The 25,136-nt window shown below is 71.6% G+C and carries 24 protein-coding genes; 12 read left to right on the top strand and 12 right to left on the bottom strand.

Annotated elements, in window-relative coordinates; translation table 11 throughout:
- Positions 1–2: 2 nt before the first annotated feature.
- Positions 3–1,226, bottom strand: a complete 1,224-nt coding sequence (gene mtaB, locus MFF21_RS22485; protein ID WP_238314557.1) for a tRNA (N(6)-L-threonylcarbamoyladenosine(37)-C(2))-methylthiotransferase MtaB — start codon at positions 1,224–1,226, stop codon at positions 3–5.
- Complete coding sequence (gene dapF, locus MFF21_RS22480; RefSeq protein ID WP_238314553.1) at positions 1,223–2,116, bottom strand: diaminopimelate epimerase; 894 nt, start codon at positions 2,114–2,116, stop codon at positions 1,223–1,225. Before dapF ends, mtaB begins: the two co-directional genes overlap by 4 nt.
- Positions 2,117–2,387: 271 nt before the next feature.
- Between dapF and MFF21_RS22475 the strand changes: the two genes are divergently transcribed.
- The 3 genes from MFF21_RS22475 (at position 2,388) to trpS (ending at position 5,143) form a co-directional block, all read left to right on the top strand.
- Positions 2,388–3,137: a GyrI-like domain-containing protein gene (locus MFF21_RS22475; protein WP_238314550.1), complete on the top strand. Its 750-nt coding sequence runs from the start codon at positions 2,388–2,390 to the stop codon at positions 3,135–3,137.
- Positions 3,138–3,198: 61 nt separating this feature from the next.
- Complete coding sequence (locus MFF21_RS22470; RefSeq protein WP_238314533.1) at positions 3,199–3,972, top strand: endonuclease III domain-containing protein; 774 nt, start codon at positions 3,199–3,201, stop codon at positions 3,970–3,972.
- A 109-nt stretch (positions 3,973–4,081) separates the two neighbouring features.
- Positions 4,082–5,143 (top strand): tryptophan--tRNA ligase, encoded by a 1,062-nt coding sequence (trpS, locus tag MFF21_RS22465; RefSeq protein ID WP_238314531.1) that lies wholly within the window; start codon positions 4,082–4,084, stop codon positions 5,141–5,143.
- Positions 5,144–5,301: 158 nt separating this feature from the next.
- Here trpS and MFF21_RS22460 read toward each other — a convergent pair whose 3' ends face one another.
- From MFF21_RS22460 to ilvN, 7 genes are all read right to left on the bottom strand, one after another.
- Positions 5,302–5,955 (bottom strand): pyridoxamine 5'-phosphate oxidase family protein, encoded by a 654-nt coding sequence (locus MFF21_RS22460; RefSeq protein WP_238314528.1) that lies wholly within the window; start codon positions 5,953–5,955, stop codon positions 5,302–5,304.
- Between the two features lie 196 nt (positions 5,956–6,151).
- On the bottom strand, positions 6,152–7,171 hold the full coding sequence (ilvC, locus tag MFF21_RS22455; RefSeq protein ID WP_133089719.1) for a ketol-acid reductoisomerase: 1,020 nt from the start codon (positions 7,169–7,171) through the stop codon (positions 6,152–6,154).
- 16 nt (positions 7,172–7,187) lie between these two features.
- Entirely contained in the window at positions 7,188–7,838 is a 651-nt protein-coding gene (locus MFF21_RS22450) for a TetR/AcrR family transcriptional regulator (protein ID WP_238314525.1), read from the bottom strand.
- Positions 7,839–7,948: 110 nt separating this feature from the next.
- Positions 7,949–8,593, bottom strand: coding sequence for a glutathione S-transferase family protein (locus tag MFF21_RS22445; RefSeq protein ID WP_238314509.1), 645 nt, complete (start codon positions 8,591–8,593; stop codon positions 7,949–7,951).
- 27 nt (positions 8,594–8,620) lie between these two features.
- Positions 8,621–8,965: a type II toxin-antitoxin system PemK/MazF family toxin gene (locus MFF21_RS22440; protein ID WP_238314506.1), complete on the bottom strand. Its 345-nt coding sequence runs from the start codon at positions 8,963–8,965 to the stop codon at positions 8,621–8,623.
- A 1-nt stretch (position 8,966) separates the two neighbouring features.
- A complete protein-coding gene (locus MFF21_RS22435; protein WP_238314491.1) occupies positions 8,967–9,260 on the bottom strand; it encodes an AbrB/MazE/SpoVT family DNA-binding domain-containing protein in 294 nt (97 codons plus the stop codon).
- A gap of 56 nt (positions 9,261–9,316) precedes the next feature.
- A complete protein-coding gene (ilvN, locus tag MFF21_RS22430; protein ID WP_238314488.1) occupies positions 9,317–9,859 on the bottom strand; it encodes an acetolactate synthase small subunit in 543 nt (180 codons plus the stop codon).
- A 104-nt stretch (positions 9,860–9,963) separates the two neighbouring features.
- Between ilvN and MFF21_RS22425 the strand changes: the two genes are divergently transcribed.
- Complete coding sequence (locus MFF21_RS22425) at positions 9,964–10,833, top strand: methyltransferase domain-containing protein (RefSeq protein WP_238314472.1); 870 nt, start codon at positions 9,964–9,966, stop codon at positions 10,831–10,833.
- Positions 10,834–10,876: 43 nt separating this feature from the next.
- Here the strand turns inward: MFF21_RS22425 and MFF21_RS22420 are convergent, their stop codons facing one another.
- Entirely contained in the window at positions 10,877–12,652 is a 1,776-nt protein-coding gene (locus MFF21_RS22420; protein WP_238314700.1) for an acetolactate synthase 3 large subunit, read from the bottom strand.
- Positions 12,653–13,030: 378 nt separating this feature from the next.
- On the opposite strand from MFF21_RS22420, the gene MFF21_RS22415 reads away from it, so the two are divergent.
- From MFF21_RS22415 to MFF21_RS22380, 8 genes are read left to right on the top strand one after another with little or no spacing between them, the layout of a single operon-like run.
- A complete protein-coding gene (locus MFF21_RS22415) occupies positions 13,031–13,543 on the top strand; it encodes a chemotaxis protein CheW (RefSeq protein ID WP_238314457.1) in 513 nt (170 codons plus the stop codon).
- Positions 13,544–13,550: 7 nt separating this feature from the next.
- Positions 13,551–15,047, top strand: a complete 1,497-nt coding sequence (locus MFF21_RS22410) for a CheR family methyltransferase (RefSeq protein ID WP_238314454.1) — start codon at positions 13,551–13,553, stop codon at positions 15,045–15,047.
- Entirely contained in the window at positions 15,044–15,595 is a 552-nt protein-coding gene (locus tag MFF21_RS22405) for a chemotaxis protein CheW (protein WP_238314452.1), read from the top strand. Before MFF21_RS22410 ends, MFF21_RS22405 begins: the two co-directional genes overlap by 4 nt.
- A 46-nt stretch (positions 15,596–15,641) precedes the next feature.
- A complete protein-coding gene (locus MFF21_RS22400; RefSeq protein WP_238314450.1) occupies positions 15,642–17,315 on the top strand; it encodes a methyl-accepting chemotaxis protein in 1,674 nt (557 codons plus the stop codon).
- A 20-nt stretch (positions 17,316–17,335) separates the two neighbouring features.
- Positions 17,336–19,540: a hybrid sensor histidine kinase/response regulator gene (locus tag MFF21_RS22395; protein ID WP_238314446.1), complete on the top strand. Its 2,205-nt coding sequence runs from the start codon at positions 17,336–17,338 to the stop codon at positions 19,538–19,540.
- Between the two features lie 2 nt (positions 19,541–19,542).
- Positions 19,543–20,628 carry a chemotaxis-specific protein-glutamate methyltransferase CheB gene (gene cheB / locus MFF21_RS22390; RefSeq protein WP_238314445.1) on the top strand — a complete coding sequence of 362 codons (1,086 nt, stop codon included), beginning with the start codon at positions 19,543–19,545 and terminating at the stop codon, positions 20,626–20,628.
- The gene (locus MFF21_RS22385; protein WP_238314442.1) at positions 20,625–22,352 is read left to right on the top strand and encodes a response regulator; all 1,728 of its coding nucleotides are present in this window, start codon (positions 20,625–20,627) and stop codon (positions 22,350–22,352) included. The genes cheB and MFF21_RS22385 overlap by 4 nt, the downstream gene beginning before the upstream one ends.
- A complete protein-coding gene (locus tag MFF21_RS22380) occupies positions 22,349–24,211 on the top strand; it encodes a response regulator (protein WP_238314440.1) in 1,863 nt (620 codons plus the stop codon). Before MFF21_RS22385 ends, MFF21_RS22380 begins: the two co-directional genes overlap by 4 nt.
- 29 nt (positions 24,212–24,240) lie before the next feature.
- Here MFF21_RS22380 and MFF21_RS22375 read toward each other — a convergent pair whose 3' ends face one another.
- Positions 24,241–24,459 (bottom strand): hypothetical protein, encoded by a 219-nt coding sequence (locus tag MFF21_RS22375; RefSeq protein WP_238314437.1) that lies wholly within the window; start codon positions 24,457–24,459, stop codon positions 24,241–24,243.
- Between the two features lie 188 nt (positions 24,460–24,647).
- Positions 24,648–25,064 (bottom strand): 50S ribosomal protein L17, encoded by a 417-nt coding sequence (gene rplQ, locus MFF21_RS22370; protein WP_238314434.1) that lies wholly within the window; start codon positions 25,062–25,064, stop codon positions 24,648–24,650.
- Positions 25,065–25,136: the final 72 nt, after the last annotated feature.

Here is a 25,136-nt window from a genome sequence, read left to right as displayed (position 1 = left end):
CGTCACCTCGCCGAGAGCATCTGCCCGTCATGGCCGGTGACGTGCACGGTGCGCAGTTCGCCCGTGGCTGCGCCGGGGAGGCGGACCCGCGCGAAGCCTTCGGTGCGGCCGATGCCGCCCCGCTCGGTCAAGACCCGCCGCACGGCGCCGATCTCGCCGTCGAGATGGCGAACGAGCGCCGCTTCCCCCGCGGCGCGCAGGCGGGAGGCGCGATCGCGCACGATCTCCGGCGCGACTTGCGGCATGCGTGCGGCCGGCGTGCCCGGCCGGGGGGAATAGGGGAAGACGTGGAGATGGGTCAGCCCGCATTCCGCGACGAGGTCGAGGGAGCGGGTGAAGTGGGGTTCGGTTTCGGTGGGGAAGCCGGCGATCAGGTCCGCTCCGAAGACGATGCCGGGGCGCAGGGCCTTGAGCCTGTCGCAGAAGGCGATCGCCTCGGAGCGGCTGTGGCGCCGCTTCATGCGCTTGAGGATGAGGTCGTCCCCCGCCTGTAGGGAGAGATGGACGTGCGGCATCAGCCGCGGCTCCTCGGCGAAGGCGGCGACGAGGGCCGGATCGGCCTCGATGGAATCGATCGAGGACAGGCGCAGCCGCGCCAGATCCGGCACCCCCTTCAGGATGCGCCGGACCAGGGTGCCGAGGCTCAGGCCCGCCGCGAGGTCGCGGCCATAGGCCGTGAGGTCGACCCCGGTCAGCACGACCTCGCAGCCGCCCCGGTCGACGATGCGGGCGACCTGCTCGACCACCGCGTCCGGGGGCAGCGAGCGGGAACGGCCGCGGCCGAACGGGATGACGCAGAAGGTGCAGCGATGGTCGCAGCCGTTCTGCACGGCGACGAAGGCGCGGGTATGCCCCTCCAGGGCGTCGGCCCGGACGGGGGCGAGGCGGCGCTCCTCCATGACGGTGCCCGGAGGCGCAGCGTCGCCGGTCCAGGTCTCCGGCCGCGTCTTGGCGGCGTTGCCGACGAGGCGGGACACCTCCGGCATGGCGGCATAGGCCTCCCGCTCCACCTCGGCGCCGCAGCCGGTGACGACGATGGGCCGGTCGGGCCGCGCCCGGGCGGCCCCGCGGATCGCCTTGCGGGCCTGCCGCCCGGCCTCCGCGGTGACGGCGCAGGTGTTGACGAGCAGGAGGTCGCCCCCGCCCGCGGCCTCGGCGGCGGCGCGCATCGCCTCCGACTCGACGGTGTTGAGCCGGCAGCCGAAGGTGAGCGTCTCGACGCTCATTCCGCCGCGCATCCGGCGAAGATCGCGGGGTCGAAGGTGCCCTCCCCTTCGAGAAAGACCGGGCCGGTCATCAGCACGTGGTCGTCGGCGCGCCACTCGATGAAGAGATCGCCGCCGGGCAGGCTCACCGTGGCCTGCCGGCCGATCATGCGCAGGCGCGCGGCGGCCACCGCCGTGGCGCAGGCGGCGGTGCCGCAGGCGAGGGTGAGGCCGGCCCCGCGCTCCCAGACCCGCAGCTTGATCGTCTCGCGGCCGGTCACCTGCGCGATCGAGATGTTGGCCCGCTCGGGGAAGAGCGGATGGGCTTCCAGCAGCGGGCCGATGCGGCCGAGATCGTAGCCGTCCGGGTCGGTCTCGACGAAGAAGATCGCATGCGGGTTGCCCATGCTCACCGCGCTCGGGGAATGCAGCACCGGCGCGTCGATCGGCCCGATCTGCAACTCGATCCGCCGCGTGTCGGGGAAGGGCTCGGCCAGCGGGATCTCGTCCCAGTTCAGGCGGGGGCGGCCCATATCGACGGTGAAGGAGCGGTCGGCGACCCGGCGCACGGCCACGAGCCCCGCCCTGGTCTCCAGCGTCAGGGTGCCGCCCTCGGCCGGGCGCGCCATCGCGGGGTCGTCGAACATGGCATAGGCGACGCAGCGGGTGCCGTTGCCGCAGGCCCCCGATTCCGAGCCGTCGGTGTTGTAGATCCGCATGAACGCGTCGGTGCCGGGGCTCTGCGCGTCGTGGATCACCATGAGCTGGTCGAAGCGCGAGCGCGAATCCCGCCCGATGGCGCGGGCTTCTTCCGGCGCGACGGTGAGGCCGCTGCCGCGCAGGTCCAGCACCACGATCGCGTTGCCGGCGCCGTGCATCTTGAGGAAACGACGATGTGCGAGAGGACTCATGAGGCCTGTGTGCCGATGGGGCTCGGATGAGAGGCGGCGGATGGTTGGAAGCCGGGGGCTATATGGCAGCCCGGGCCGCCGGGCGCGAGACCCGGGCGGGGTACGGGGGCGTGGCATGCAGGCCGCGCCGGGTCACGATCCCGCGCCGGATCCGCCTCGCCGAGGCGCGCACCCTCGCAGGCGCGGGGCTTCGTCGCTACGTAGGACGCCGTGCCCGGGAGCCGCGCGCGAATCAGCGCGGGCGGTCGGCAGGGCCATTCGGGAGTCTTTCTTGATCCGTCTGCCCGCTCCCTTCCTCGCCCTCTCGCTTCTCGTCGGCGGCGCGAGCCTGCCGGCCTGGGCGGACGAGAAGGCGCCCCCGCCGTCCAACGCGCCCTCGCCCGCCGAGAAGACGCCGCTGCCGACGACGACGCAGCCCGACCCGTCGAAATCCGAGGGGGGCACGCCTGCCCCCGCCCCGGAGCAGGCGCCGGTGCGGCAGACCCCGCCCGGGGCTCCCCCGCCGAGCGCGGCGGGTCCCAGCCCCCGCCAGACGCTGGTGCCGCCGAGTGCCGAGTCGAACGACGTGGAGACGGTCACCCTCGCCCCCAAGCCGGCGGCCATCGTGTCCGGCACCACCAAGTGGGAGGAGGCGGTGCCGAGCCTGAAGGCGAGCTTCGCGCGGATCGAGGCGGCGCTGGCCAAGGCGGGCGTCAAGGCGACCGGCCGCCCGATCGCGATCTTCATGAAGACCGAGGATGCGGGCTTCGACTACGAGGCGATGATTCCGATCGAGGCGACGCCCGCCAACCCGCCGACGGAGGAGGGCCTGCGCTTCGGCACCACTCCGGCCGGCAAGGCGATGCGGTTTCCCCACAAGGGATCCTACGACGAGATCGACGGCACCTACGAGACGCTCACCGCCTATCTCGACGCCAAGGACATCGCCGTGCAGGACCGCTTCGTCGAGGAATACGTGACCGACCTGACCGACAAGGCGGACGAGAAGCTCGACGTGAACATCTACGCGCTGACGAAGTAAGCGCCCCGAAGGAAGTGGCCCGGCGCGGGAACCGGCCGAATCCCTCGCGGATTCGGCCTCCATGTCCTTCCTGCCCGACAGCTCCGCCCAGAAGCGTCCCCGCGCCCGGCCCAAGCCGGACCCCGCGCCGGACCCCGCGCCGGATGCCGAGGCCGCCCCGCGCGCCCTGGAGATCCACCGGCGCCTCTGCGGCGTCTATGGCTGCCCGATCCCCTATTTCCACGATTTCGATCCCCTCAGCGAGCTGATCTCCTCGCTGCTCTCCCACCGCACCCGCAACGCGGAGTCGGGGCGGGCCTTCAAGGCGCTGCGGGCGCGCTGGCCCGACTGGGCCGCCGTGATGGCGGCCGACACGGCGGCGATCGAGGAGACGATCCGGGGCGTGACCTGGCCCGAATTGAAGGCGCCGCGGATCAAGGCCGTGCTCGCCGCGGTGGCCGAGCGGCAGGGCGAGCTCTCCCTCGATGTCCTGAAGGCGATGGAGGTGGAGGCCGCCCGGGCCTGGCTCGAGGCGATCCCCGGCATCGGCCCGAAGACGAGCGCGGCGGTGCTCGCCTTCAGCACCCTGCGCATGCCGGCGCTGCCCGTCGACAGCCATCATCACCGGGTCGCCCAGCGGCTCGGGCTGATCGGGCCGAAGGTCGATGTCGGCCCGAGCCACGCGATCCTGCGGGCGCAACTGCCGGCGGACTGGTCGGCCCAGGCCCTCTACGACAACCACGAGGTGCTGATGCTGCACGGCCAGCAGGTCTGCCACCACCGCGCCCCGCGCTGCGGCGCCTGCGTGCTGCTCGATCTCTGCCCGACCGGGCGGGCGCGAAAAGAGCTTCGCTGAGCCCGCCGGCGTTCTTGACCGGCTCCGCTCCCGGGTGCCAGTAACCGGCCCCTTGACCAGGGACACGAGATCGCCTCGGCCCAGCCTCCGCACCCAGGGATCCGCGCCGATGGCCGCGTTCACCGACCTCGTCTTCTCCGGCGTCCAGCCGACCGGGAACCTGCATCTCGGCAACTATCTCGGCGCCATCAAGCGCTTCGTGGAGATGCAGGAGCGGGACGCGCAGTGCCTCTATTGCGTGGTGGACCTGCACGCGATCACGCTGTGGCAGGACCCCGAGGCGCTGAAGGGCCAGATCCGCGAGGTCACCGCCGCCTTCCTCGCCGCCGGCATCGATCCCAAGCGCTCGATCGTCTTCAACCAGTCCCAGGTGCCCCAGCACGCCGAGCTCGCCTGGATCTTCAACTGCGTCGCCCGCCTCGGCTGGCTGAACCGCATGACGCAGTTCAAGGACAAGGCCGGCAAGGACCGGGAGAACGCCTCGATCGGGCTCTACGACTATCCGGTGCTGATGGCCGCCGACATCCTGGCCTACCGGGCGACGCATGTGCCCGTGGGCGAGGACCAGAAGCAGCATCTGGAGCTGACCCGCGACATCGCGCAGAAGTTCAACAACGACTTCGCCGGCTCGATCCTGGCCCATGGCCATGGCGAGCAGTTCTTCCCGCTCACCGAGCCGCTGATCGGCGGCCCGGCCGCCCGCGTCATGTCCCTGCGCGACGGCTCGAAGAAGATGTCGAAGTCGGACCCCTCCGACTATTCCCGCATCAACCTCACCGACGACGCGGACGCCATCGCCCAGAAGGTGCGCAAGGCCAAGACCGATCCGGAGGCGCTGCCCTCCGAGGTGGCGGGCCTCGCCGGCCGGCCGGAGGCGGACAACCTCGTCGGCATCTTCGCGGCGCTGCGCGGCATCACCCGCGAGGAGGTGCTGACGGATTTCGGCGGCGCCCAGTTCTCGAGCTTCAAGCCGGCGCTGGTCGACCTCGCCGTCGAGAAGCTCGCGCCGATCGGCGCCGAGATGAAGCGGCTCGTCGCCGACACGGCCTATATCGATTCCGTGCTGGCCGACGGCGCCGCCCGGGCCGAGGCCATCGCCGCCCCGACCCTCGACGCGGTGAAGGACATCGTCGGCTTCGTCCGCCGCGGGCCGGCGCTGAAGGCGGTCTGAGGCACGGGCGCCGAACGGCCGCTCCGGCCGTTCGGACGGTTGCGACGGCTCGGAGCCGGCATCGGTCTCCCGGCCGCGCTGGCCCCGCCCGCGATCTCGTGGCGACCTCGCCCGGCCTGTCTTCCGCAGGATCGCCCGGGGCGCCGCGCCCCGCTCCCTCAGGCCTCGCCCTTCACCAGCTTCTCCCCATAGGCATCGAGGCTCAGCACGCCTTCCCGCTCGGCCCGCGCCCGGTCCTCGTCGCTGATCACCGCCTGCACCATGTCGAGGCGCTTCCACTGGGCGAGCGGCGTCTCGCTGCCGGGCCTGGGCACGTAGCGGCTCTGCGCGACGCGGGTGTATTGGTGGACGTAGCGCGGGCAGTTGACCCAGGCCTTGGTGACGTCGACGCGCACGATGTACTTGGCTTCGGTGTATTCGCTCAGCAGGGGATCCTCGCGCAGGACCCGCGCGGTGCCCTGCACCCGCAGGCGGTGCGGCGTCTCGAAGTCGATGAAGAGCAGGCCGACCCGGCCCTGGCCGGTGATGTTGCCCATCGACAGGAACATGCCGTTGCCGTCGAAGCCCGGGAAGGCGAGCGCGTTCGGGCCGAGCACCTTCACGAAGCCGCTGGGGCCGCCCTTGTAGGAGACGGTCGGGTTCCCCTCCGGATCGACGGTCGAGAGGAAGAACATGTCGCGGGTCTCGATGAAGCCGCGCTCCGGCTCGCCGAGCGCCGGCTGGACGTGATGCTTGTCGAGGAAGTCCGCGAGCTTCTGCGTGCCGAACGCTTCCTGGAGCGCGCGGTGCTCCCCGCTATAGAGTGAATCCATCTCGTATCCTCCCGGTATGTCGTGCCGCCCGTCTTTGCGCGGGGCAGCATCGCAGAGCAGGCGGGGCCGCCTGTAGGGCATCTTGCCCGAGGGGGCCGCCCAAGAAAAAGGCCGGCACCGCGTCGCGGGCCGGCCTTCAGATGAGCCCGAGGCCGGGAAAGCCCGGCCTCGATGTCACGGGTGATCCGTTCCCGGATCAGTTCTTGGACTTGTCGACGAGCGCCTTCTCCGAGATCCACGGCATCATGCCGCGGAGCTTGGCGCCGACCTCCTCGATCGGATGGGCGGCGAGCTTGGCGCGGGTGGCCTTGAACGAGGTCTGGCCGACCTTGTTCTCCAGCATCCAGTTGCGGGTGAAGATGCCCGACTGGATGTCGTTGAGGACGCGCTTCATCTCGGCCTTGGTCTCCGGCGTGACGATGCGCGGGCCGGTGACGTACTCGCCGTACTCGGCGGTGTTGGAGATCGAGTAGTTCATGTTGGCGATGCCGCCCTCGTAGATGAGGTCGACGATCAGCTTCACCTCGTGCAGGCACTCGAAATAGGCCATCTCGGGGGCGTAGCCCGCCTCGACCAGGGTCTCGAAGCCGGCCTTGATCAGCTCGACGAGGCCGCCGCAGAGCACGGCCTGCTCGCCGAACAGGTCGGTCTCGCACTCCTCCTTGAAGGTGGTCTCGATGATGCCGGCGCGGCCGCCGCCATTGGCCGAGGCGTAGGAGAGGCCGAGGTCATGGGCGTTGCCCGAGGCGTCCTGGGCGATGGCGATCAGGGTCGGCACGCCGCCGCCCTTGAGGTACTCGCCGCGCACGGTGTGGCCGGGGCCCTTCGGGGCGACCATCAGCACGTCGAGGTCCTTGCGCGGCTCGATCAGGTTGAAGTGCACGTTGAGGCCGTGGGCGAACAGGAGCGCGGCGCCCTGCTTCATGTTGCCCTCCAGCGACTCCTTGTAGATGTCGCCCTGGAGCTCGTCGGGGGTGAGCATCATCACCACGTCGCCCCACTTGGCGGCGTCGGCGACGTTCATCACCTTGAAGCCCTCGTGCTCGGCCTTCTTGGCGGTGGCGGAGCCCTCGCGCAGGGCGATGACGATATCCTTCACGCCGGAATCGCGCAGGTTGAGCGCGTGGGCATGGCCCTGGGAGCCGTAGCCGACGATGACGACCTTCTTGCCCTTGATCAGGTTCAGGTCGGCGTCGCGATCGTAATAGACACGCATAGTCTGGTTCCTCTTCTCAAGCTTGGTGGTTGGGGTGTCGCGGCTGGCCGTACAGGGCCAGGAACTGCTCGACCGCCCGGGCCGCGTCGCGCCGGATCCCGGCGGCGTCGAGGTCGAGGGCGTCGCCGAGCAGGAGACGGATCTGGATGTCGCGGCCGACCAGCCCGAAGAAGGTCCGGAAGGCCGTCTCGCTGTCCTCGAAGGCGAGGAGGCCTGCGGCGCGCCCCGCCTCCAGCACCGGCTTGACCCGGTCCCCGATGGCGAAACGCCCGTTGGCCAGAACGATTCCGCCGAGATTGCTCTTGGCCGAGGCGGCGTGGCCGATGGCGAGGCGGTTGAGCGCCACCGAGGTGGGGCTCGCGATCACTTCGAGCCAGGTCGCCGCGAAATCCCCGAGGCTCTCGCGCAGGGTGGCCACGTCGAGATCCTGCGCCTCGTAGCGGCCGGCCCGCACCCGGGAGGCCTGCCACTGCACGGTGGCGGTGAGCAGGCCCTCGCGGTCGCCGAACCACTTGTAGAGCGTCTCCTTGGAACAGCTCGCCCGGCGGGCGACCGCATCCATGGTGAGCGGGTCGCCCTCCTCGACCATCAGCGACAGCACGGCATCGAACACCGCCTGCTGGCGGACCGATGGGGTGTCCTGCGGGGAAGGGGAATTCGGCTGCATCGCCCTGGGGCCAGTACCGTACCGTACGGTACGGCTCCTTAGACAGATTCGCCGCCTCAGGCAACCGGGCTCCCGGGCTCGGCTCCGGCGCCGCGCGCGAGGCCGCGGGCTCAGGCCGGCAGCGTCAGCCTCTCGCGGGCGAAGACCGCCTGCACGGCGGCCCGTTCCGCCATCGCCCTCGCATGGGCGGTCCAGGCGGGGAAGCGCTCGGCCATGTCGAACTTGCAGGCCGGGCCGCGGCCCCAGGTCCAGAACAGGAGCAGGTAGGGATCGACCACGCTGTAGCGGCCGCCCACCGCCCAGCCGCCGTTGGAGAGGCGCACCTCCGTCATGGTGCAGAGATCGCCGAAGGTGTCGAGGCCCTTGGCCCGGATTCCGGGAAACGCGGCCTCGTCGTCGGTGTAGCGCTCGCTGCGGCGGATATGGGCGAAGGCCGGGTGGTGGTTCGTCGAGAGCCAGGACAGCCACTCGTCCGCCTCGGCCTGCGCCCGGGGCGCCTGCGGCCAGAGCCCGGCCTCCGGATGCGCGCGGGCGATGTGGCGCAGGAGCGCGGTGTTCTCGGTGAGCACCCAGCCGTCCTCGTAGAGGGCGGGCACCCGGCCCTTCTCGTTGATCGCCAGGTATTCCGCGGCCCTCTGGTCTCCCGCCTGCAGGTCGAGGCGCACGGTCTCGTAGGGCGCACCGGTCTCTTCCAGGGCGATGTGGGACGCGAGCGAGCAAGCGCCGGGGGCGTAGTAGAGGGTGCGGGCGGTCATTCGGAGATCTTCCAAATTTCGTGCGGGTCAGAGACCGATCAGCTTCGCGATCTGGTGGCGAACTTCGATGAGAACGGAGTCGGGCACCACGCCGAGACGCCTGAGGATGCGAGCCCGTTGATCGATCGAGCGGACCTGGTCCGTCAGGACGGCGCCGGCCGTGCCTGTGCCGGCGGGAAGCATGACCTTGGTCGGCCAGGGGTCGACGTTGCGCGTGATCGGGCAGCCGATCACCCGGCGCGTCGCCGAGTTCATGAGTGCTTCCGAGACGACGAGAACCGGCCGCCGCCCATCCTGTTCGGTGCCGCGCACCGGGCCGAGTTCGACGAGGATCAGATCGCCGGGCTGGAGCGGCGCGTCGTCGGGCGCCATCTCAGCGGGGATCGCCGTCGTCGATGATCTCGGCGCCGCGATCCGGTCCCCAATCGACGGTCGGCGGCTCGAAGTCCGGACCGAGACGGCGCATCTCCGAGACCATCTCCTCGAGTGTGTAGACAGGACGCCCGTCAACGTAGCGCCGGCCGGCCCATTGTGCCGGTTCGGGCGGCGATGGCGGCTTCGAAACGATCTCCACGGTCTCCCCCTCGCGGATGCCGAGTTCCTCGGCCTCCGCGCTGGTCAGCCTGACGGCGAGATCATCGCCCCAGCGAACGACTTTGGCTTCCATCGCGAGCCTCCGGGAACCGGCGCGCGGGGCGCGCCGGCCGAGATTCCGGCCCGATCCTACATCGGCTCCGCGCCGCGGCCCATGGCGGCGATGCCGGTGCGGGAGATCTCGACGAGGCCGATCACGCCGAGCAGGTGAATGAAGCGGTCGATCTCCTCGGTCGCGCCGGTCAGCTCGAACACGAAGGAGTTGAGCGTGGCATCGAGCGTGCGCGCGCCGAAGGCCGAGGCGAGCCGCAGGGCCTCGCTGCGGTTCTCGCCCTGGCCGACCACCTTCACCAGGCAGAGCTCCCGCTCGAGGGCATTGCCCTGGAGGGTGAGGTCGACGACCCGGTGCACCGGCACCAGGCGGTCGAGCTGCGCCTTGATCTGCTCGATCACCGCGTTCGTGCCCGTGGTCACGATGGTGATGCGGGAGATGTGGCGCGCCTCCTCCGTCTCGGACACGGTCAGGCTCTCGATGTTGTAGCCGCGGCCCGAGAACAGGCCGGCGATGCGGGCGAGGGCGCCGGGCTCGTTGTCCACGATCACCGCGAGGGTGTGGCGGTTGACCGGCTCGACGCGGACCGCGTCGGGGTAGTGGGTGTTCATCGCGTTCATCCGTGCCGATCCTTCGCTGTCGTCTTCCCTGGGTCCCGGAAGGGCGCTGGACCGTCGTCCTCCCGGGTGATACCGGCCGCGCCATGAACCGGCGCCAGCGTGTCTTGGAATTTGTTCGTCCCGCGGGACGTGTCGGCGTCGAGATCGGCCCCCTCGCCCGGCCTCTGATCCTCCGCGAAGACGGCGACATCCTCTACGCGGACCACCTCGGCGCCGACGACCTCCGCCGGAAGTACGACGGACATCCGGCTCTGGGACCGGAGGGCGTGGCCGGCATCGCCGAGGTCGACGTGGTGCTCGACCGCTGCAGCCTCGCCGAGGCCCTGGGGCCGCGCGGCCCCGTGGACTACGTCGTCGCCGCCCATGTGATCGAACACATCCCCGATCCCATCCGCTGGCTCGCCGAGGCGGCCGAGGCGCTGAAGGCGGACGGCCTCGTCTGCCTGGTCGTGCCCGACAAGCGCTTCACCTTCGACCATCACCGCCCCGTGACCCCGACCGGCGCCCTCGTCGCGGCGCATCTGAACCGGCTGGAGCGGCCGCCCATCTCGGCGATCTACGAGCAGATCGCCCGCGCCTGCCCGGTCCATGCCCCGGCGGTGTGGAAGGGCCACCGGGTCGACCCGACGCCCTATCCCGGCGGCGGCCCCGCCGAGGCCCTGCGCATCGTCCGGGAGGTCGCCGGCACGGACACCTATGTCGACGCCCATTGCACGGTGTTCACGCCGCACAGCTTCGCCGTGGCGCTCGCCGAGATCCTGGCGCTGGGCCTGATCCCCTTCGCCTGCGAGGCCTTCGCGCCGACGCTGCCCAACGAGGACGAGTTCTTCGTCCTCCTGCGCAAGCGCGACGCCTGGAGCCCGGAAGCCCGGGCCGCCTCGGTGCCGTCCCTCGATGCCAAGCGCCATCACGACCTGCCGCCCTCGCGGGTCTCGGCCTGGATCCGGTCCGCCGCCCGCGCCCGGGGCCTCTGAAGCCCCCGGGCGCGATCCGCCGACCGGCCGGCCGTACCGGTCGTCAGACCAGCATCTTGCCCTCTTCCGAGATGACGTCGCCGATCTCGACCCCGGTCTCGCCGAGATAGTCGGAGAGCAGCATCTCGTTATGCGCCTTGCCCGAGGGGATCATCGGGAAGCAGTTCTCGGTCTTGTCGACGACGCAGTCGAAGATGACCGGGCCGTCGTAGTCGAGCATGTCCTTGATCGCCGCGTCGAGCTCGCCGGGCTTCTCGCAGCGGATGCCCTTGGCGCCGTAGGCCTCGGCGAGCTTCACGAAGTCCGGCAGGCTCTCCGAGTAGCTCTGCGAGTAGCGCGAGCCGTGCAGCAGCTCCTGCCACTGGCGCACCATGCCCATGTACTCGTTGTTCAGGATGAAGATCTTGATCGGCAGCCGGTACTGCACCGCCGTCGAGAGCTCCTGGATATTCATCAGGATCGAGGCCTCGCCCGCGATGTCGATCACGAGCCCGTCCGGGTTGGCGAGCTGCGTGCCGATGGCGGCGGGCAGGCCGTAGCCCATGGTGCCGAGGCCGCCGGAGGTCATCCAGCGGTTCGGCTCCTCGAACTTGAAGTACTGCGCCGCCCACATCTGGTGCTGGCCGACCTCCGTGGTGACGAAGGTCTTGCGGTCCTTGCAGGCCTCGTAGAGGCGCTGGACCGCGTATTGCGGCTTGATGATCGTGCCCGAGGGCCAGTAGGCGAGGCAGTCGCGCGACTTCCAGCGGCTGATCTTGTTGAACCAGTCCTCCAGGCGTCCCTTGTCGGGCTGGGACGGCAGCGCCCGCCAGGCGGCGAGCATGTCCTCCAGCACCGAGGCGCAATCGCCCAGGATCCCGACATCGACCTTGACGACCTTGTTGATCGAGGAGGCGTCGACGTCGACGTGGATCTTCTTCGAATAGGGTGCGAAGGCATCGAGCCGGCCGGTGATGCGGTCGTCGAAGCGCGCGCCGATGCAGATCATCACGTCGCAATCGTGCATCGCGAGGTTGGCCTCGTAGGTGCCGTGCATGCCCAGCATCCCGAGGAACTTGTCGTCGGAGGCGGGGAAGGCGCCCAGGCCCATCAGGGTCGAGGTGATCGGGAAGCCGGTCTCCGCCACCAGCTCGCGCAGGAGACGCGCGGCCTCGGGCCCGGAATTGATGACGCCGCCGCCGGTATAGAAGACGGGCCGGCGCGCGGAGGCCATCAGCTCGACGGCCGCGCGGATCTTGTCCTGATCGCCCTTGACCGCCGGGTGGTAGGTCTTGTGGCCGTTGTGGCGCGGGCGCTCGTAGACGCCGGAGGCGAACTGGACGTCCTTGGGCAGGTCGATGACGACCGGGCCCGGACGGCCGTGGCTCGCGACGTAGAACGCCTCGTGCAGGATGCGCGGCAGGTCGTCGATCGATTTGACCAGGTAGTTGTGCTTCGTGCAGTGGCGCGTGATGCCGACCGTGTCGCATTCCTGGAAGGCGTCGGAGCCGATCAGATGCGTCGGGACCTGGCCCGTGATCGCGACGATCGGGATCGAGTCCAGCATCGCATCGGTCAGGCCGGTGATGATGTTGGTGGCGCCCGGGCCGGAGGTCACGAGGACGCAGCCGACCTTGCCGGAGGAGCGGGCATAGCCCTCCGCCGCGTGGATCGCGCCCTGCTCGTGGCGCACGAGCACGTGCTTGACCGCGTCCTGGTGGAACAGGGCGTCGTAGATCGGGAGCACCGCGCCGCCCGGATAGCCGAACAGGGTATCCACGCCCTGATCCTGGAACGCCCGGATGACCATCTCGGCCCCGGTCATGACCTCGCCGCCCATCGTCTCCTCCATCACCTTTCGCATGCGACGACCCGGAATTCGGCAACAAAAAAGGGCCCCGAGGGACCCTGCATGCGCCACCGACCGGGTCTCGCGGGCTATTTCAAGCCCGCCCCGTCCGTGGCGCTTCCGCTACGATGAGAACCGCACGCATGCTTCGTATCAGACTGCTTCGAAAACAAGAGCCGCCCGTCTAGTCGAAGGATAGGCGAGCGTCAACGGGATCCTTGCGCGGTTCTCGATCAAATCGACGGGCGATCGACGGGGAACCGCGGCCAGGCTTCGCTCGTCTTGTCCCCACGCGCGTTTCGGACCACATCGAAGCGCAGCCGCGACCGAACCTGCAGGGCCACCGGGCGCTGCGCCCTGAGGCGAGACATGACGCCAGCCGCCTCCGCCTATCTCCTCCTCGACCTGGCGGGCCGCCTCTGCGCCCTGTCGCGGGCCTCCGTCCGGGAGGTGCTGCCGCTGCCGCATCTGCACGCGCCCCCGGCGGCGGGGGGACCGCTGGCGGGCTTCCTGAACCTGTCGGGCGCGCCCGTGCCGGTGCTCGACCTCGCCCGCCTCCTCGGCCTGCGCGCGGGGGCCGAGGCCGCGCCCGACGCGGCGCCTGCGGACGCCTATAGCCACGTGGTCCTGTCCGCCGGCGGCGATCTCGGCCTCCTCGTCGACCGCGTCGTGGATCTCGTCCAGGTCCCGGTAGAGGACCTGCGCCCGGTCTCGGACGCGCGCACCCTCAACGGCTGCGTCGAGGCGGAGATCGCCCTCGGCGACCGGCTGGTGCACGTCCTCTCCTTCGCCCGCATCGTGACCCGCGAGGAGCAGGCCCGGCTCGAGACCCTGCGCCTGCGCGCGGCCGCGCGCCTCGCCGCCCTCCCGGCGGAGACGTGAGGCGGGCGTGGCGGAGGAGCCGGGGCGCCGCCGCACGGGCGAATCGCGGACGGATGCCGGCTTCCCGGCCCTGAAGGCGCGCATCATCGCGCAGACGGGCCACCATTATTACGCCGACAAGGACGACCTGCTGTTCGACCGCCTCGCCCGGCGCTTCCGCGCCTGCGGGGTGCCGGATTCGGAAGCCTATCTCGCCCGGCTCTCCGGGCCGGAGGGGGCCGGGGAATGGTCGGCGCTGGAAGCCGAGATCACCATCGGCGAGACCTTCTTCTTCCGCTACGCCGAGCAGTTCGAGGCGCTTCGCAGCACCATCCTGCCCGGCCTGATCGCGGCCCGGAAGGGACAGAAGACCCTGCGCATCTGGAGCGCCGGCTGCTCCACCGGGGCCGAGCCCTATTCCGTGGCCATCCTCGTCCACGAGCTGCTCGGCCTCGCCCTGCCCGACTGGCGCGTGACCATCCTCGGAACGGATCTGAGCGCCGCCGCCCTCGCCACGGCGCGCCTCGGGGAATACGGGCGCTGGGCCCTGCGCACCCTGCCGCCGGAGGAGCGCCTGCGCTGGTTCCGGCCGATCCCGGCCCGGGCCGGGGCGCTGCGCGAGGGCGGCTACGCCCTGCGCCCGGAATACCGCGCCATGGTCCGGTTCGAGCGCCTGAACCTCCTGGCTCTCCTCGACGGCACCGTGCCCGAGGCCTACGCCGCCTTCGACCTGATCCTCTGCCGGAACGTGCTGATCTATTTCGGGCAGGCGCAGGTGAACGGGATGGTGCGCGCCTTCGGCCAGCGCCTGGGCGAGGACGGCTGGCTGCTCCTCGGCCATGCCGAGCCGAACCCGGCCTTCGCCGCCTGGCTCGCACCGGTCAATCTCCCCGGCACGGTCGCCTATCGGCCCCTCGGCACGCCGGAGGCCGCGCCTCCCCTCCCCGCGGAGCCGGTCGCCGCGCCGTCCGCCCCACCGCCGGCTGCGACGCCGCCCTCCCTCGCCCGGCCGCTGCCCGTCCCGGATCCGCTGGCGCCGTCCTCAGCACCGGCGGCCCCTCCCCGGCCCGCCGCCCCGGACGCCCTCATGGATATCCCCGCGGAGGCGGAGTCCGACCGCGACCGCGTCCTTTCCCGCATCCGGGCCCTGGCCGATGCGGGGGAGATGGGGGCGGCCTGGCGGGCGCTGAGCGCGGCCCTGGAGGCGGACCCGATCGATCCGGGGCTGCGCTACTACCAGGGATTGCTCGCCCGCAGCCTCGGCCGCGAGGCGGAGGCCGAGCGGGCCCTGCGCGGCGCCCTGTTCCTCGACCGGGACTTCGTGATGGCCCATTACCAGCTGGGATTGCTGCTCTCGGCGCTCGGCCGCCGCCTCTCGGCCCTGCGCGCCCTCGACAATGCCCTGAGCCTCGCGCAAGGACTGTCGCCGGAGACGGTGCTCCCGGAGGGTGACGGCGTGACCGCGGGCGAGATGAGGGACAACCTGCGGCATGCGCTCTCCGGCCTGCGGAGGCCGATCGCGTGAGCGAGGCTCCGGCGGTTCTCGACGCCCGGCGACGGCGCATCCTGCTCGACGCCCGCTCCGCCGCCCTGGCCGCGCGACCGGCCGGCGGCGCCGAGGCCGTGGCGCTGTCCGCCTATCTCGTCTGTACCTGCGGCCCGGAGCGCTACGGCCTGCCGATCGAGGCCGCCGCGGCGGTTCTGCCCGGGCGCCCCTGCGCCCGCCTGCCGGGGGCCGCCCCGGCCATCCGCGGGATCGTCGCCCTGTCGGGCGTCGTCGTCACCGTGATCGATCTGTCCGCCCATCTCGGCCTCGGGCGCGGCCCGGAGGACGAGGCGGGGCGCGGCCATCTGCTGCGGCTGCGCGGCCAGGAGCCGCCGATCGCCCTCCTCGTCGAGCGGGTGCTCGGCGTGGAGCACGTGCCCGTGCCGGCCCTGCCCGATGCCAACCCCGATGCCAGCCTCGGCGCCCATGCGGTCGCGCGCTATGCGCCGCCCGGCCGCGACGGCGCGGGCGGCTTCTCGATCCTCGACCTTCCCCTCCTCCTTCGGCGCTACCGTCCGGCGGCCTGACGCCGCCGCGGACCCGCCGATCCCCGTCATCCGGAGCCAGCCCCCCGTGTCGCTCTCGATCGGAAAACGCATCCTCCTCGGCTTCGTGGCCGTCACCCTGGTGATGATCGCCCTCGGCTTCTACGCGATCGGCCAGATCGGGGCGGTGCGGGACGCGACGGACAAGATCGTCTCCCGCGACCTCGTGGTGCTGCGCCAGCTCGACGAGCTCGGCAACGAGACCCGCAATCTCGGCGTCGTCCGGCGCAACGCCGTGATCGCCACGCTCCTGCGGGCGCAGGGCCGCACCGTGCGGGACGAGGATTTCGTCGGCAGCTGGCGCAAGATCGCGGTGAAGACGGACGGCCTCTTCGCCGAGCTGGTCCGGGAGACCGATCAGTACCGCAACCTGTCGATCTCCAAGGAGCGCGCGGCCACCTGGGACAGGCTGCACACGGTGCTGGTGCAGTCCCAGGACATCTATCGCCGCTACCGGATGCTGAGCGAGGCGCAGCTCGGCGCCACCTCGGCGAAGGATGTCGAGGAGGTGGAGAACCGCAACGACGAGGTGAGCGGGCTCTACGAGACGACGCTCGCGGCCATCGACAAGGCTCGGGCGGCCCTCGACGAGGGTGTGATGGCGGGCCAGCGCGCCGTGGCCGAGATCCACGAGAGCAGCCGCTTCTCGATCATCCTGACCCTCCTGCTCGCCGTGGTGCTGGCCGTGCTCGTCACGGTGCTGATCAGCCGCGCCGTGGTGCGCCCGCTCAACCTCGTCATGGCCTTCGCCGAGCGGGTCGGCTCGGGCGACCTCTCCAGCCAGCTCGATGCCCGCGGCGGGGACGAGGTCGGCCGCCTGGGGCGCACCCTCAACGGCATGGTGGCCGGCCTGTCCGATCTCGCCCGCACCAACCGGGCCGCCACCGCCGACCTCAACGCGGCCGCCGCGGAGATCCGGGCCTCGGCCCAGGAGCAGGCGGCGAGCGTCGAGGAGCAGTTCGCCGCCGTGCAGGAGACCGCCGCGACGGTGGACGAGATCACCCATTCCGGCGCCCAGATCTCCAAGCGCGCCACCGAGGTGATCGCGACCGCGCAGGCCGCCGCCCAGACGGCCAAGCAGGGCCTGCGGGCCGCCTCCGACACCGCCCGCGCCATGGACTCGATCCGCGAGCAGGGGGAGGCCGTGGCCGGCAACATCGTCGCGCTGAGCGAGAAAACGCAGGCCATCGGCGAGATCATCGCCACGGTGAACGACATCTCCGAGCGCACCCATCTCCTGGCGCTGAACGCGGCGATCGAGGCGGCGGCGGCGGGCGAGAGCGGGCGCAGCTTCGCCATCGTCGCCTCCGAGATGAAGCTCCTCGCCGATCAGGCCAAGGCCGCCACGGTGCAGGTTCGTACCCTGCTCTCGGAGATCCAGCGCGGCATCAATTCCTCGGTGATGCTGACCGAGGAGGCGGTGAAGCGCGCCGCCACCGGCAAGAGCCGCACGGATTCCACCGTGCGCACGATCGAGGAGATGGCGGCCCGGGTCGAGGAGGGCGTGCAGACCTTCCAGCAGATCGTCGCCTCGACCAACCAGCAGCAGCTCGGCATCGAGCAGGTGATGGGTGCGCTCCAGAACATCCGCCAGGCGAGCCAGCAGACCGCCGCCGGCACGCGGCAGGTCGAGACCGCCTCCGCCAACCTGACCGAGCTCGCGCAGGGGCTGATGACCCTGGCCGAGCGCTACCGGCTCTGAGGCACGGGCGCGTCTGAGGGATGGACATCCGGCGGCAGCTCCTCGAAGCCTTCGACCTCGAGCACCGGGAGCACCTCGAGGCGATCCGCACGGCGCTCGCCGGCGGGGCGGAGGGGCGCGCCCCGGACTGGAACGACGTCTTCCGCCGCGCCCACAGCCTGAAGGGCGCCGCCCGCGCCGTCGACCTGCCCCCGGTCGAGACCATCGCCCACCGCCTGGAGACCCTGTTCGAGCAGGTGCGCGACGGGCGGCGCGCCCTCGACGGGGCGGTGATGGCCGCCTCCCACCTCGCCCTCGACCGGATCGAGGCCTTCGTCGCCGGGACCAAGACCGGCACGCCCTCCATGCCTCCCGACGCGCTCGCCGCGCTCGATGCCTGCCTCGCCGGCCGGTCCCCGGCCGCGGAGCCCGCGCCCGCCCCGCCCCCGCCGAAGGAGGCCGCCCCGGCCGAGCCGGTGCCGGAGATCCCGCCCGATCCGGCCCAGGCGGTGCTGCGGGTGCCCGCCACGACCGTGCAGGCACTGGCGCTCGCCACCTACGACCTCGCCGGAACCCTGCCCGGCCAGGCCGCCGTCTCGGAGGGCCTGCGCCGGATCGCCGCCTCCGCGGCCCGGCTCCGGCGCCAGACCGAGCGGCTGCGCGGCGCCGGCGGCGAGGCGGAGCGGGGCCGGACCGACCTGTCGAGCCTGGAGGCGGCGCTCGCCGATCTCGCCCGCGACGCCGCCGACCTCGCCCGCAGCCAGGTCGGCACCGCCCTCGCCCTGGAGAACGCCGCGGCGCGGGTCCGGGAGGAGGCCGAGCGCCTGGCCCTGGTCCCGGCGGAGACCGTGTTCGGCGGCTTCGCCCGGACCCTGCGCGAGACCGCCCGCGGCGAGGGCCGCGAGGTCGATGTCCGGGTGCGCGGCCTCGACCTGCCGGTGGACCGGGTGATGCTCCAGGTGCTGAAGGACCCGGTCCTGCATGTCCTGCGCAACGCCCTCAGCCACGGCTTCGAGCCGCCGGAGACGCGGATCGCCGCCGGCAAGCCGGCCTCCCTCGTCATCCGCTTCGAGGTCGCCCTGCGCGCGGGACGGCTGGAGATCGCCGTGCGCGACGACGGCCGCGGCCCCGACCTCCCGGCGATCGAGGCCCGCGCCCGCGCCGCCGGGCTGCTCGCCCCCGGGGAGCGGGCGGAGCGCGAGAGGTTGCTCGGCTTCGTGTTCGAGCCCGGCTTCTCCACCAGCGCCGCGGTCGACACCCTCTCCGGGCGCGGCATCGGCCTGTCGGTGGTGGCGGAGGCGGTGCGGCGCCTGCAGGGCAGCGCCCGGCTCGAACCGGGCGAGCCCCATGGCAGCGCCCTGGTGATGAGCCTGCCGCTCTCGGCGGCCCGCTGCCCGGTCCTCGTGGTCGAGGCGGGGGGCGCGGCCTATGCCCTTCCGGCGGATGCGGTGGTGCGCCTGCTGCGCCTGCCCCCCGAGCAGCGCGGCCGCGTGCAGGGGCGGCCCGTGGCGAGCCTGCCGGACGTGGGCGGCGCGACGGAGACGCTGCCGGTGGTCGACCTCGCCGCCCTGCTCGGGGCAGCGGAGGAGCGGGACGGGCCGGTCGCGGCGGTGCTCCTGCGGGCCGGGTCCGGGCGCCGCTTCGTGCTCGTGGCGGAGCGCCTGCGCGAGGTGCGGACCTGCCTGCTCATGCCGGCGCCGCCGATCGGTCTCGACGCGATGCTGGCCACGGGCACGGTCATCCTCGAAGCCGAGATCCCAGCCCTGGTGCTCGACCCGGATTTCCTGCTGTCGCGGGCCGTCGAGGGGGCTGCGATCGCCCGGAGAGATGGTATCAGACTCGACACGTCCCCCGACGGAACGTTGGCCGCCAGCCGGCGTTCGACGGTTCTCGTCGTCGACGATTCGATCACCACGCGGACCCTGGAGAAGAGCATCTTGGAAGCGGCGGGCTACCGGGTGGTCGTCTGCGTGGATGGGCAGGACGCGCTCGACACCCTGCGGTCCGGGCTCGAACCCATCGATCTCGTGGTGGCGGATGTGGAGATGCCCCGCCTCGACGGCTTCGGCCTGGTGAAGGCCCTGCGCGGGCAGGACGCCTTCGCGAACCTTCCGGTGATCCTGATGACGTCGCGCGGCGACGCCGAGGACGTGGCCCGGGGATTGGACCTCGGCGCCAGCGCGTATCTGACGAAGCAGAAGTTCGATCAGCGCGAGCTCCTGGACACGATCGGTCAATTGCTGTGACGATGGGATCCGAACCTGGCCGCCGCGTGCGCGTGATGCTCGTGGAGGACTCGCTGGTGGTGCGCACGCTGCTCGCGCATATCGTGGCGCGGGACCCGCGGCTGGAGCTCGCCGGGGCGGTGGCCTCGGGCGAGGAGGCGCTGGCCGCCCTCGCGGTGACCCGGCCGGACGTGATCTCCATGGATATCCGCCTGCCCGGCATCGACGGCCTGGAGACGACCCGGCGCATCATGGCCGAGCACCCGACCCCGATCGTGGTGATCGCGGATGCGGTCGAGGATTCCTCTCTCAAGATCTCCATGAACGCCCTGCGGGCCGGCGCGCTCTCCGTGGTCGAGAAGCCGGTGGCCACGACGAATGCCGGCTACGAGGCCATCGCCGAGGAGATCTGCACGCAGCTGCGCATCATGGCGGCGGTGCCGGTGATCCGCCGCCGCCCGATCGGCGCGGAATGGGCGGCGCGCAAGGCCTCCCTCATCCAGGACGAGCCCCTCCCCCTGGCGGCGAACGCCCAGCCGAGCGTGCTCGCCATCGCGGCCTCCACCGGCGGGCCGCCGGCCCTGGCCAAGGTGATCGGCGCCCTGCCCGCGGGCTTCCCCCTGCCGGTCCTGCTCGTCCAGCACATGGGCGCGGCCTTCATGGAAGGCTTCGCGAGCTGGCTCGACAGCGTCGTGCCCCTGCCGGTGGCCGTCGCCCGGGACGGGGAGCGGATGCAGCCCGGCCATGTCTACGTCGCCCCCGGCGACCGGCATCTCGAACTCGGCACCGCCGGCACCCTGCGGGTGATGGGCTCCGAGCCGGTCAGCGGCCAGCGCCCGGCCGCGACGGTGCTGTTCCGCTCCGTCGCCCGGCAGGCGGGCGCCCGCGGGCTCGGCGTGCTGCTCACCGGCATGGGCGAGGACGGGGCGCTCGGCCTGCTCGACATGCGCCGGGCCGGGGCCCTCACCATCGCCGAGCACGAGAGCACGGCGGTGGTCTACGGCATGCCGGCCGCGGCCGTGCGGCTCTCGGCGGCCGCGCAGGTCCTGCCCCTCGACCGGGTGGCGGGGCAGCTCCTGGCCTGCGTCTGGCCGGAGGCGACGGTATGACGGAGACTCTGGCAACGGCGGCGCCGGACCGGGCCGCCCGGCTCCTCCTCGTGGAGGATTCCGAGACCCAGGCCCTGGAGCTGCGCCTGTTCCTCGAAGGCGCGGGCTTCTCCGTCGACCGCTGCGCGACGGCGGAGGCCGCGCTCGACCGCCTCAACAGCGACCTGCCCGACCTCGTCGTCGCCGATCATCACCTGCCGGGGATGAACGGCGACGAGTTCACCCGGCAGATGCGCCTCTCGCTGCGCACCCGCACCCTGCCCGTGCTGATGCTGACCGGAGCCCAGGACGGCGAGCGCCAGGGCCTGGAGAGCGGGGCCGACGCCTATGTCGCCAAATCCGCCGACCGCGACCTCCTGATCCTGCGCATCCGCGCGCTCCTGCGCGAGCGAGTCGCCGAGGAGGGGCCGGGCGTCTCCGCCTTCCGGCGCGGCCGGGTGCTCGTGGTGGATGGCAGCGCCACCTACCGCACCTTCTTCGCCGGCCTGCTCAGCCAGGACGGCCATGCCGTCGAGACCGCCGCCGACCGGGCGACGGCGCTGGCCGCCCTCGACGCGCCGGGCGCCGCCTTCGACTGCGTGACCGTCGATCTGCTCGGGCACGCCTATGACGGGCTCGCCCTGTGCCGGGAGATCGCGGCGCGCCGCAGCCTGGCGCTGCAGGACGGCACCAGCGCGACGGGAGCCTTCCAGCTGCTCGGCGTCGCGAGCGGCAACCCGGACAAGGCGATCCACGTGGAGGCCTTCGCCGCCGGCGCCGACGACGTGGTCGCCAAGACCGACGGCGAGATCCTGGCGATGCGGGTGCGCGGCCTGGTCCGGCGCCGGCTTCTCGAAGAGGACAACCGCCGCATCACCGGCGAATTCGGGGCCCGGGAACGTGCGCTCGAACGCGCCCGGGCCGAGGCCGAGGCGGCGGAGGCCCGCGCGGCCCTCGCCGACGCCCTGGAGCAGGCGAACCAGGACCTCGCCGCCGCCAACCGCAAGCTGACGGAGGCCCAGGCCAAGCTGGTCCAGGCCGCCAAGATGGCCTCCCTCGGCGAACTGGTGGCCGGCATCGCCCACGAGATCAACAATCCCCTCGCCTTCATCCTGGCCCATCAGGGCACCGTGGAGCGCCTGCTCACGGAGATGGCGCCGCCGGAGGACGAGGGCGCGCGCAAGGCCCTGACCAAGGCGCGCGACCGGGTCGGCTCCATGCGGATGGGCCTGACGCGGATCCAGGAATTGGTGCTCAACCTGCGCAAGTTCTCCCGCCTCGACGAGGGCGAGCGCTCCCTCGTCAACGTGCCGGACGCGATCGAGACCGTCCTGTCCCTGATCCAGCACAAGCTCGGCGACCGCATCACCGTGATCCGGGATTTCGCCGGGCGGGCGGAGATCTGCTGCACCCCGGCCCTGCTCAATCAGGTCGTCATGAACATCCTCGGCAACGCCGCCGATGCGATCGCGGGCCCCGGCACGATCACGGTGGCGACCCGGGCCGAGGCGGAGACGGACGTGATCCGGATCAGCGACACCGGCCCCGGCATCCCGGAAGCGCTGCGGGAGCGGATCTTCGAGCCCTTTTTCACGACGAAGCCCGTCGGCTCCGGCACCGGCCTCGGCTTGGCGATTGCCTACAGCGTCGTGCAGGCGCATAGCGGCACCCTGAGCGTCGAGACAGCGCCGGGCGGTGGGGCTTGCTTCGTCATCGGGATCCCGCGACAGACGGCGGACGCATGACCAAAGGTACGATCCTCGCCGTCGACGACGAACCGGACATCCTCATCGCTCTCGAGGACCTGTTCGAGGACGATTACCGCGTCGTCACCACGACCCGCCCCGTCGAGGCGCTGGCGATCATGCGGGCCGACCCGGACATCGCCGTGATCATCTCCGACCAGCGCATGCCGGGCCTGACCGGCGACGCGCTGCTGGCCGAAGCGCGCAGCTTCCACGAGGCGCAGGCCATCCTGCTCACGGGCTATGCCGACATCACCGCGGTGATCGGCGCGCTCAACCGCGGCGGCATCATCGGCTACGTGACCAAGCCGTGGGACCCGGCCCTGCTGCGCAGCACCGTGCGCAACGCCTATGAGCGCCACCGGCTCGCCCGCGACCTCGCCACCGAACGGGCGCTGCTGCGCGGCCTGCTCGACCATTCCGAGGACGCTATCGCCTTCAAGGATTCGGAAGGCCGTTTCGTCCGCCTCAACGCCCGCAAGGCGGCTTCCCTCGGGGCCGAGCCCGCCGCCTGCATGGGGCGGCAGGAGGCGGAGTTCCTCGATCCCGCCGCGGCCGAGGCGGTGCGCGGGGCCGAGGCGCTTGCCGTCTCCGGCGCCGAGCCCACCGAGGCCGTCGTCGCGACGGGGCCGGCGGGGGCCGAGCGCTGGACGCAGGTGAGCCGCGTCCCGATCCGCGACACGGCCGGGGACGTGTCCCATCTCGCCGTGATCGAGCGGGACGTGACGCAGCAGCGGCTGATGGAAACCCGCCTGCGCCAGACCGACAAGATGCAGGCGCTGGGCACCCTCGCGGGGGGCATCGCCCACGACTTCAACAACCTGCTGACCGCGATCCTCGGCAGCCTGGAGCTCGCCGGCCCGAAGGTCGCCGACCAGCCGCGGGTGAAGCGCCTGATCGACAACGCCACCGGTGCGGCCCAGCGCGGCTCCGCCCTGACCAAGCGCCTGCTCAGCTTCAGCCGGACGCCGGATCTGCGCCTGCGCAGCGTCGACGTGAACGCCCTGATCGACGGCATGAGCGACCTGTTCGGCCGCAGCCTCGGCGGGCTCGTCACCGTGCGCACGGCGCTCGCCTCCGAGACGCCACAGGCCTGCGTCGATCCCGATCAGCTCGAACTCGCGATCCTCAATCTCTGCATCAACGCCAGGGACGCGATGCCCGAAGGCGGCGCGATCACGATCGCGACCGGAGCCGCCCATGTCTCCGGCGAAGCGGAGCTCGCCGACGGCGACTACGCCCTGGTGACGGTGACCGACGAGGGCACCGGCATCCCGCCCGAGCTGCTGGAGCGCGTCTGCGAGCCCTTCTTCACCACCAAGGCCGTGGGCCAGGGCACGGGGCTCGGCCTCGCCATGGTGTTCGGCCTCGCCCAGCAGGCCAAGGGACGCCTGCGGATCCGCAGCGAGGTCGGGCGGGGCACGCAGGTGGAGCTGGCCCTGCCGCGGGCCGTGGGGGAGACGGAGAGCGGCACCGTCACCGTCAACGGCGACCGGCCGGCGCCCCGGCGCTCGGCCCGGGTCCTCGTCGTCGACGACGACGCCGAGGTCCGGCACGTCACCGCCTCCTTCCTGCACGATTTCGGCTACGCGGAATCGGAGGCCGTGGACGGCCCGTCGGCGCTGAACGCCATGGACGGGGCCCGCTTCGACCTCGTCGTGGCCGACCTCGCCATGCCGGGCATGAACGGGGTGGAGTTCGCCACGGAGGTGCGCCGGCGCTTCCCCGGGACGCCGGTCCTGATCCTGACCGGCCATGCCGACGCCGTCGCGATCCCCGAGGACCTGCCGGTGCTGATGAAGCCCTTCGGCTCCGGCGAGCTCGCCGCCCAGGTCGCGGGCCTGCTCGGCGCGGCGTGAGCGCGACTCAGGCTGCGGGCGCCCCTGGGCTACGGCTCCTTCTTGTCGAGGGACACGCAGGCCTTCACCAAATCCTCGAGCCGCAGCGCGCCGGGATTACCGATATTGGCCGTCTCCTCCAGGCAGCGCATGAAATAGTGGTTGTCGAGGTTCGGCGAGAGCGCCGAGAAGGCCTTGCCCATCCGGTTCGTGAAATCGATCTTGTCGGTCATGCTGGCCCGCGGCCAGAGATCGGCCTTGTCGTCCATCGACAGGTGCGCCTGCGCGGATCCGGCAAGACCACAAGAAAAGAATAAGAATAGAATAATCGAGCGACGCATGACCTGTTTTCTCCTCTTGTCGAGGACAGGCATCATAGTGCGATTGGCCCGGAAGAACAGAAAAGGGCGACCCTTTCGGATCGCCCTTCCTTGAAAAGATGGCCTTGTGGCCCGGATCAGGCCGCCTCGGCCTCGCCGCCGACCACGGGGCCGGAATCCTTGCCGCGGGCGTCGACGTCGCGGTCGACGAACTCGATCACGGCGAGCGGGGCGTTGTCGCCGTAGCGGAAGCCGGCCTTCATGATGCGGCAATAGCCGCCCGGACGGGCCTGGTAGCGCGGGCCGAGCACCGTGAAGAGCTTGGTGACCATGGCGGCGTCGCGCAGCTGGCCCATGGCGAGGCGGCGGTTATGCACGCTGTCGACGCGGCCGAGGGTGATCAGCTTCTCGACGACCGGACGCAGGTCCTTGGCCTTGGGCAGGGTGGTGACGATCTGCTCGTGCTTGATCAGCGCGGCGGACATGTTGGCGAACATCGCCTTGCGGTGCTCGGGGGTGCGGTTGAAGCGACGACCGCGGAAACCGTGACGCATGATGGCTGTCCTTCTCTCGACCCGGCCGCCGTGCCACGGAACGGTCGGGCGCCTCGCCAGGGAGGCTGTTCT

It is taken from the genome of Methylobacterium organophilum (genome assembly GCF_022179465.1).
Lineage (GTDB): Bacteria > Pseudomonadota > Alphaproteobacteria > Rhizobiales > Beijerinckiaceae > Methylobacterium > Methylobacterium organophilum.
Note: the sequence above shows the minus strand (reverse complement) of the source record. Positions and strands in the feature narration are given on the sequence as shown.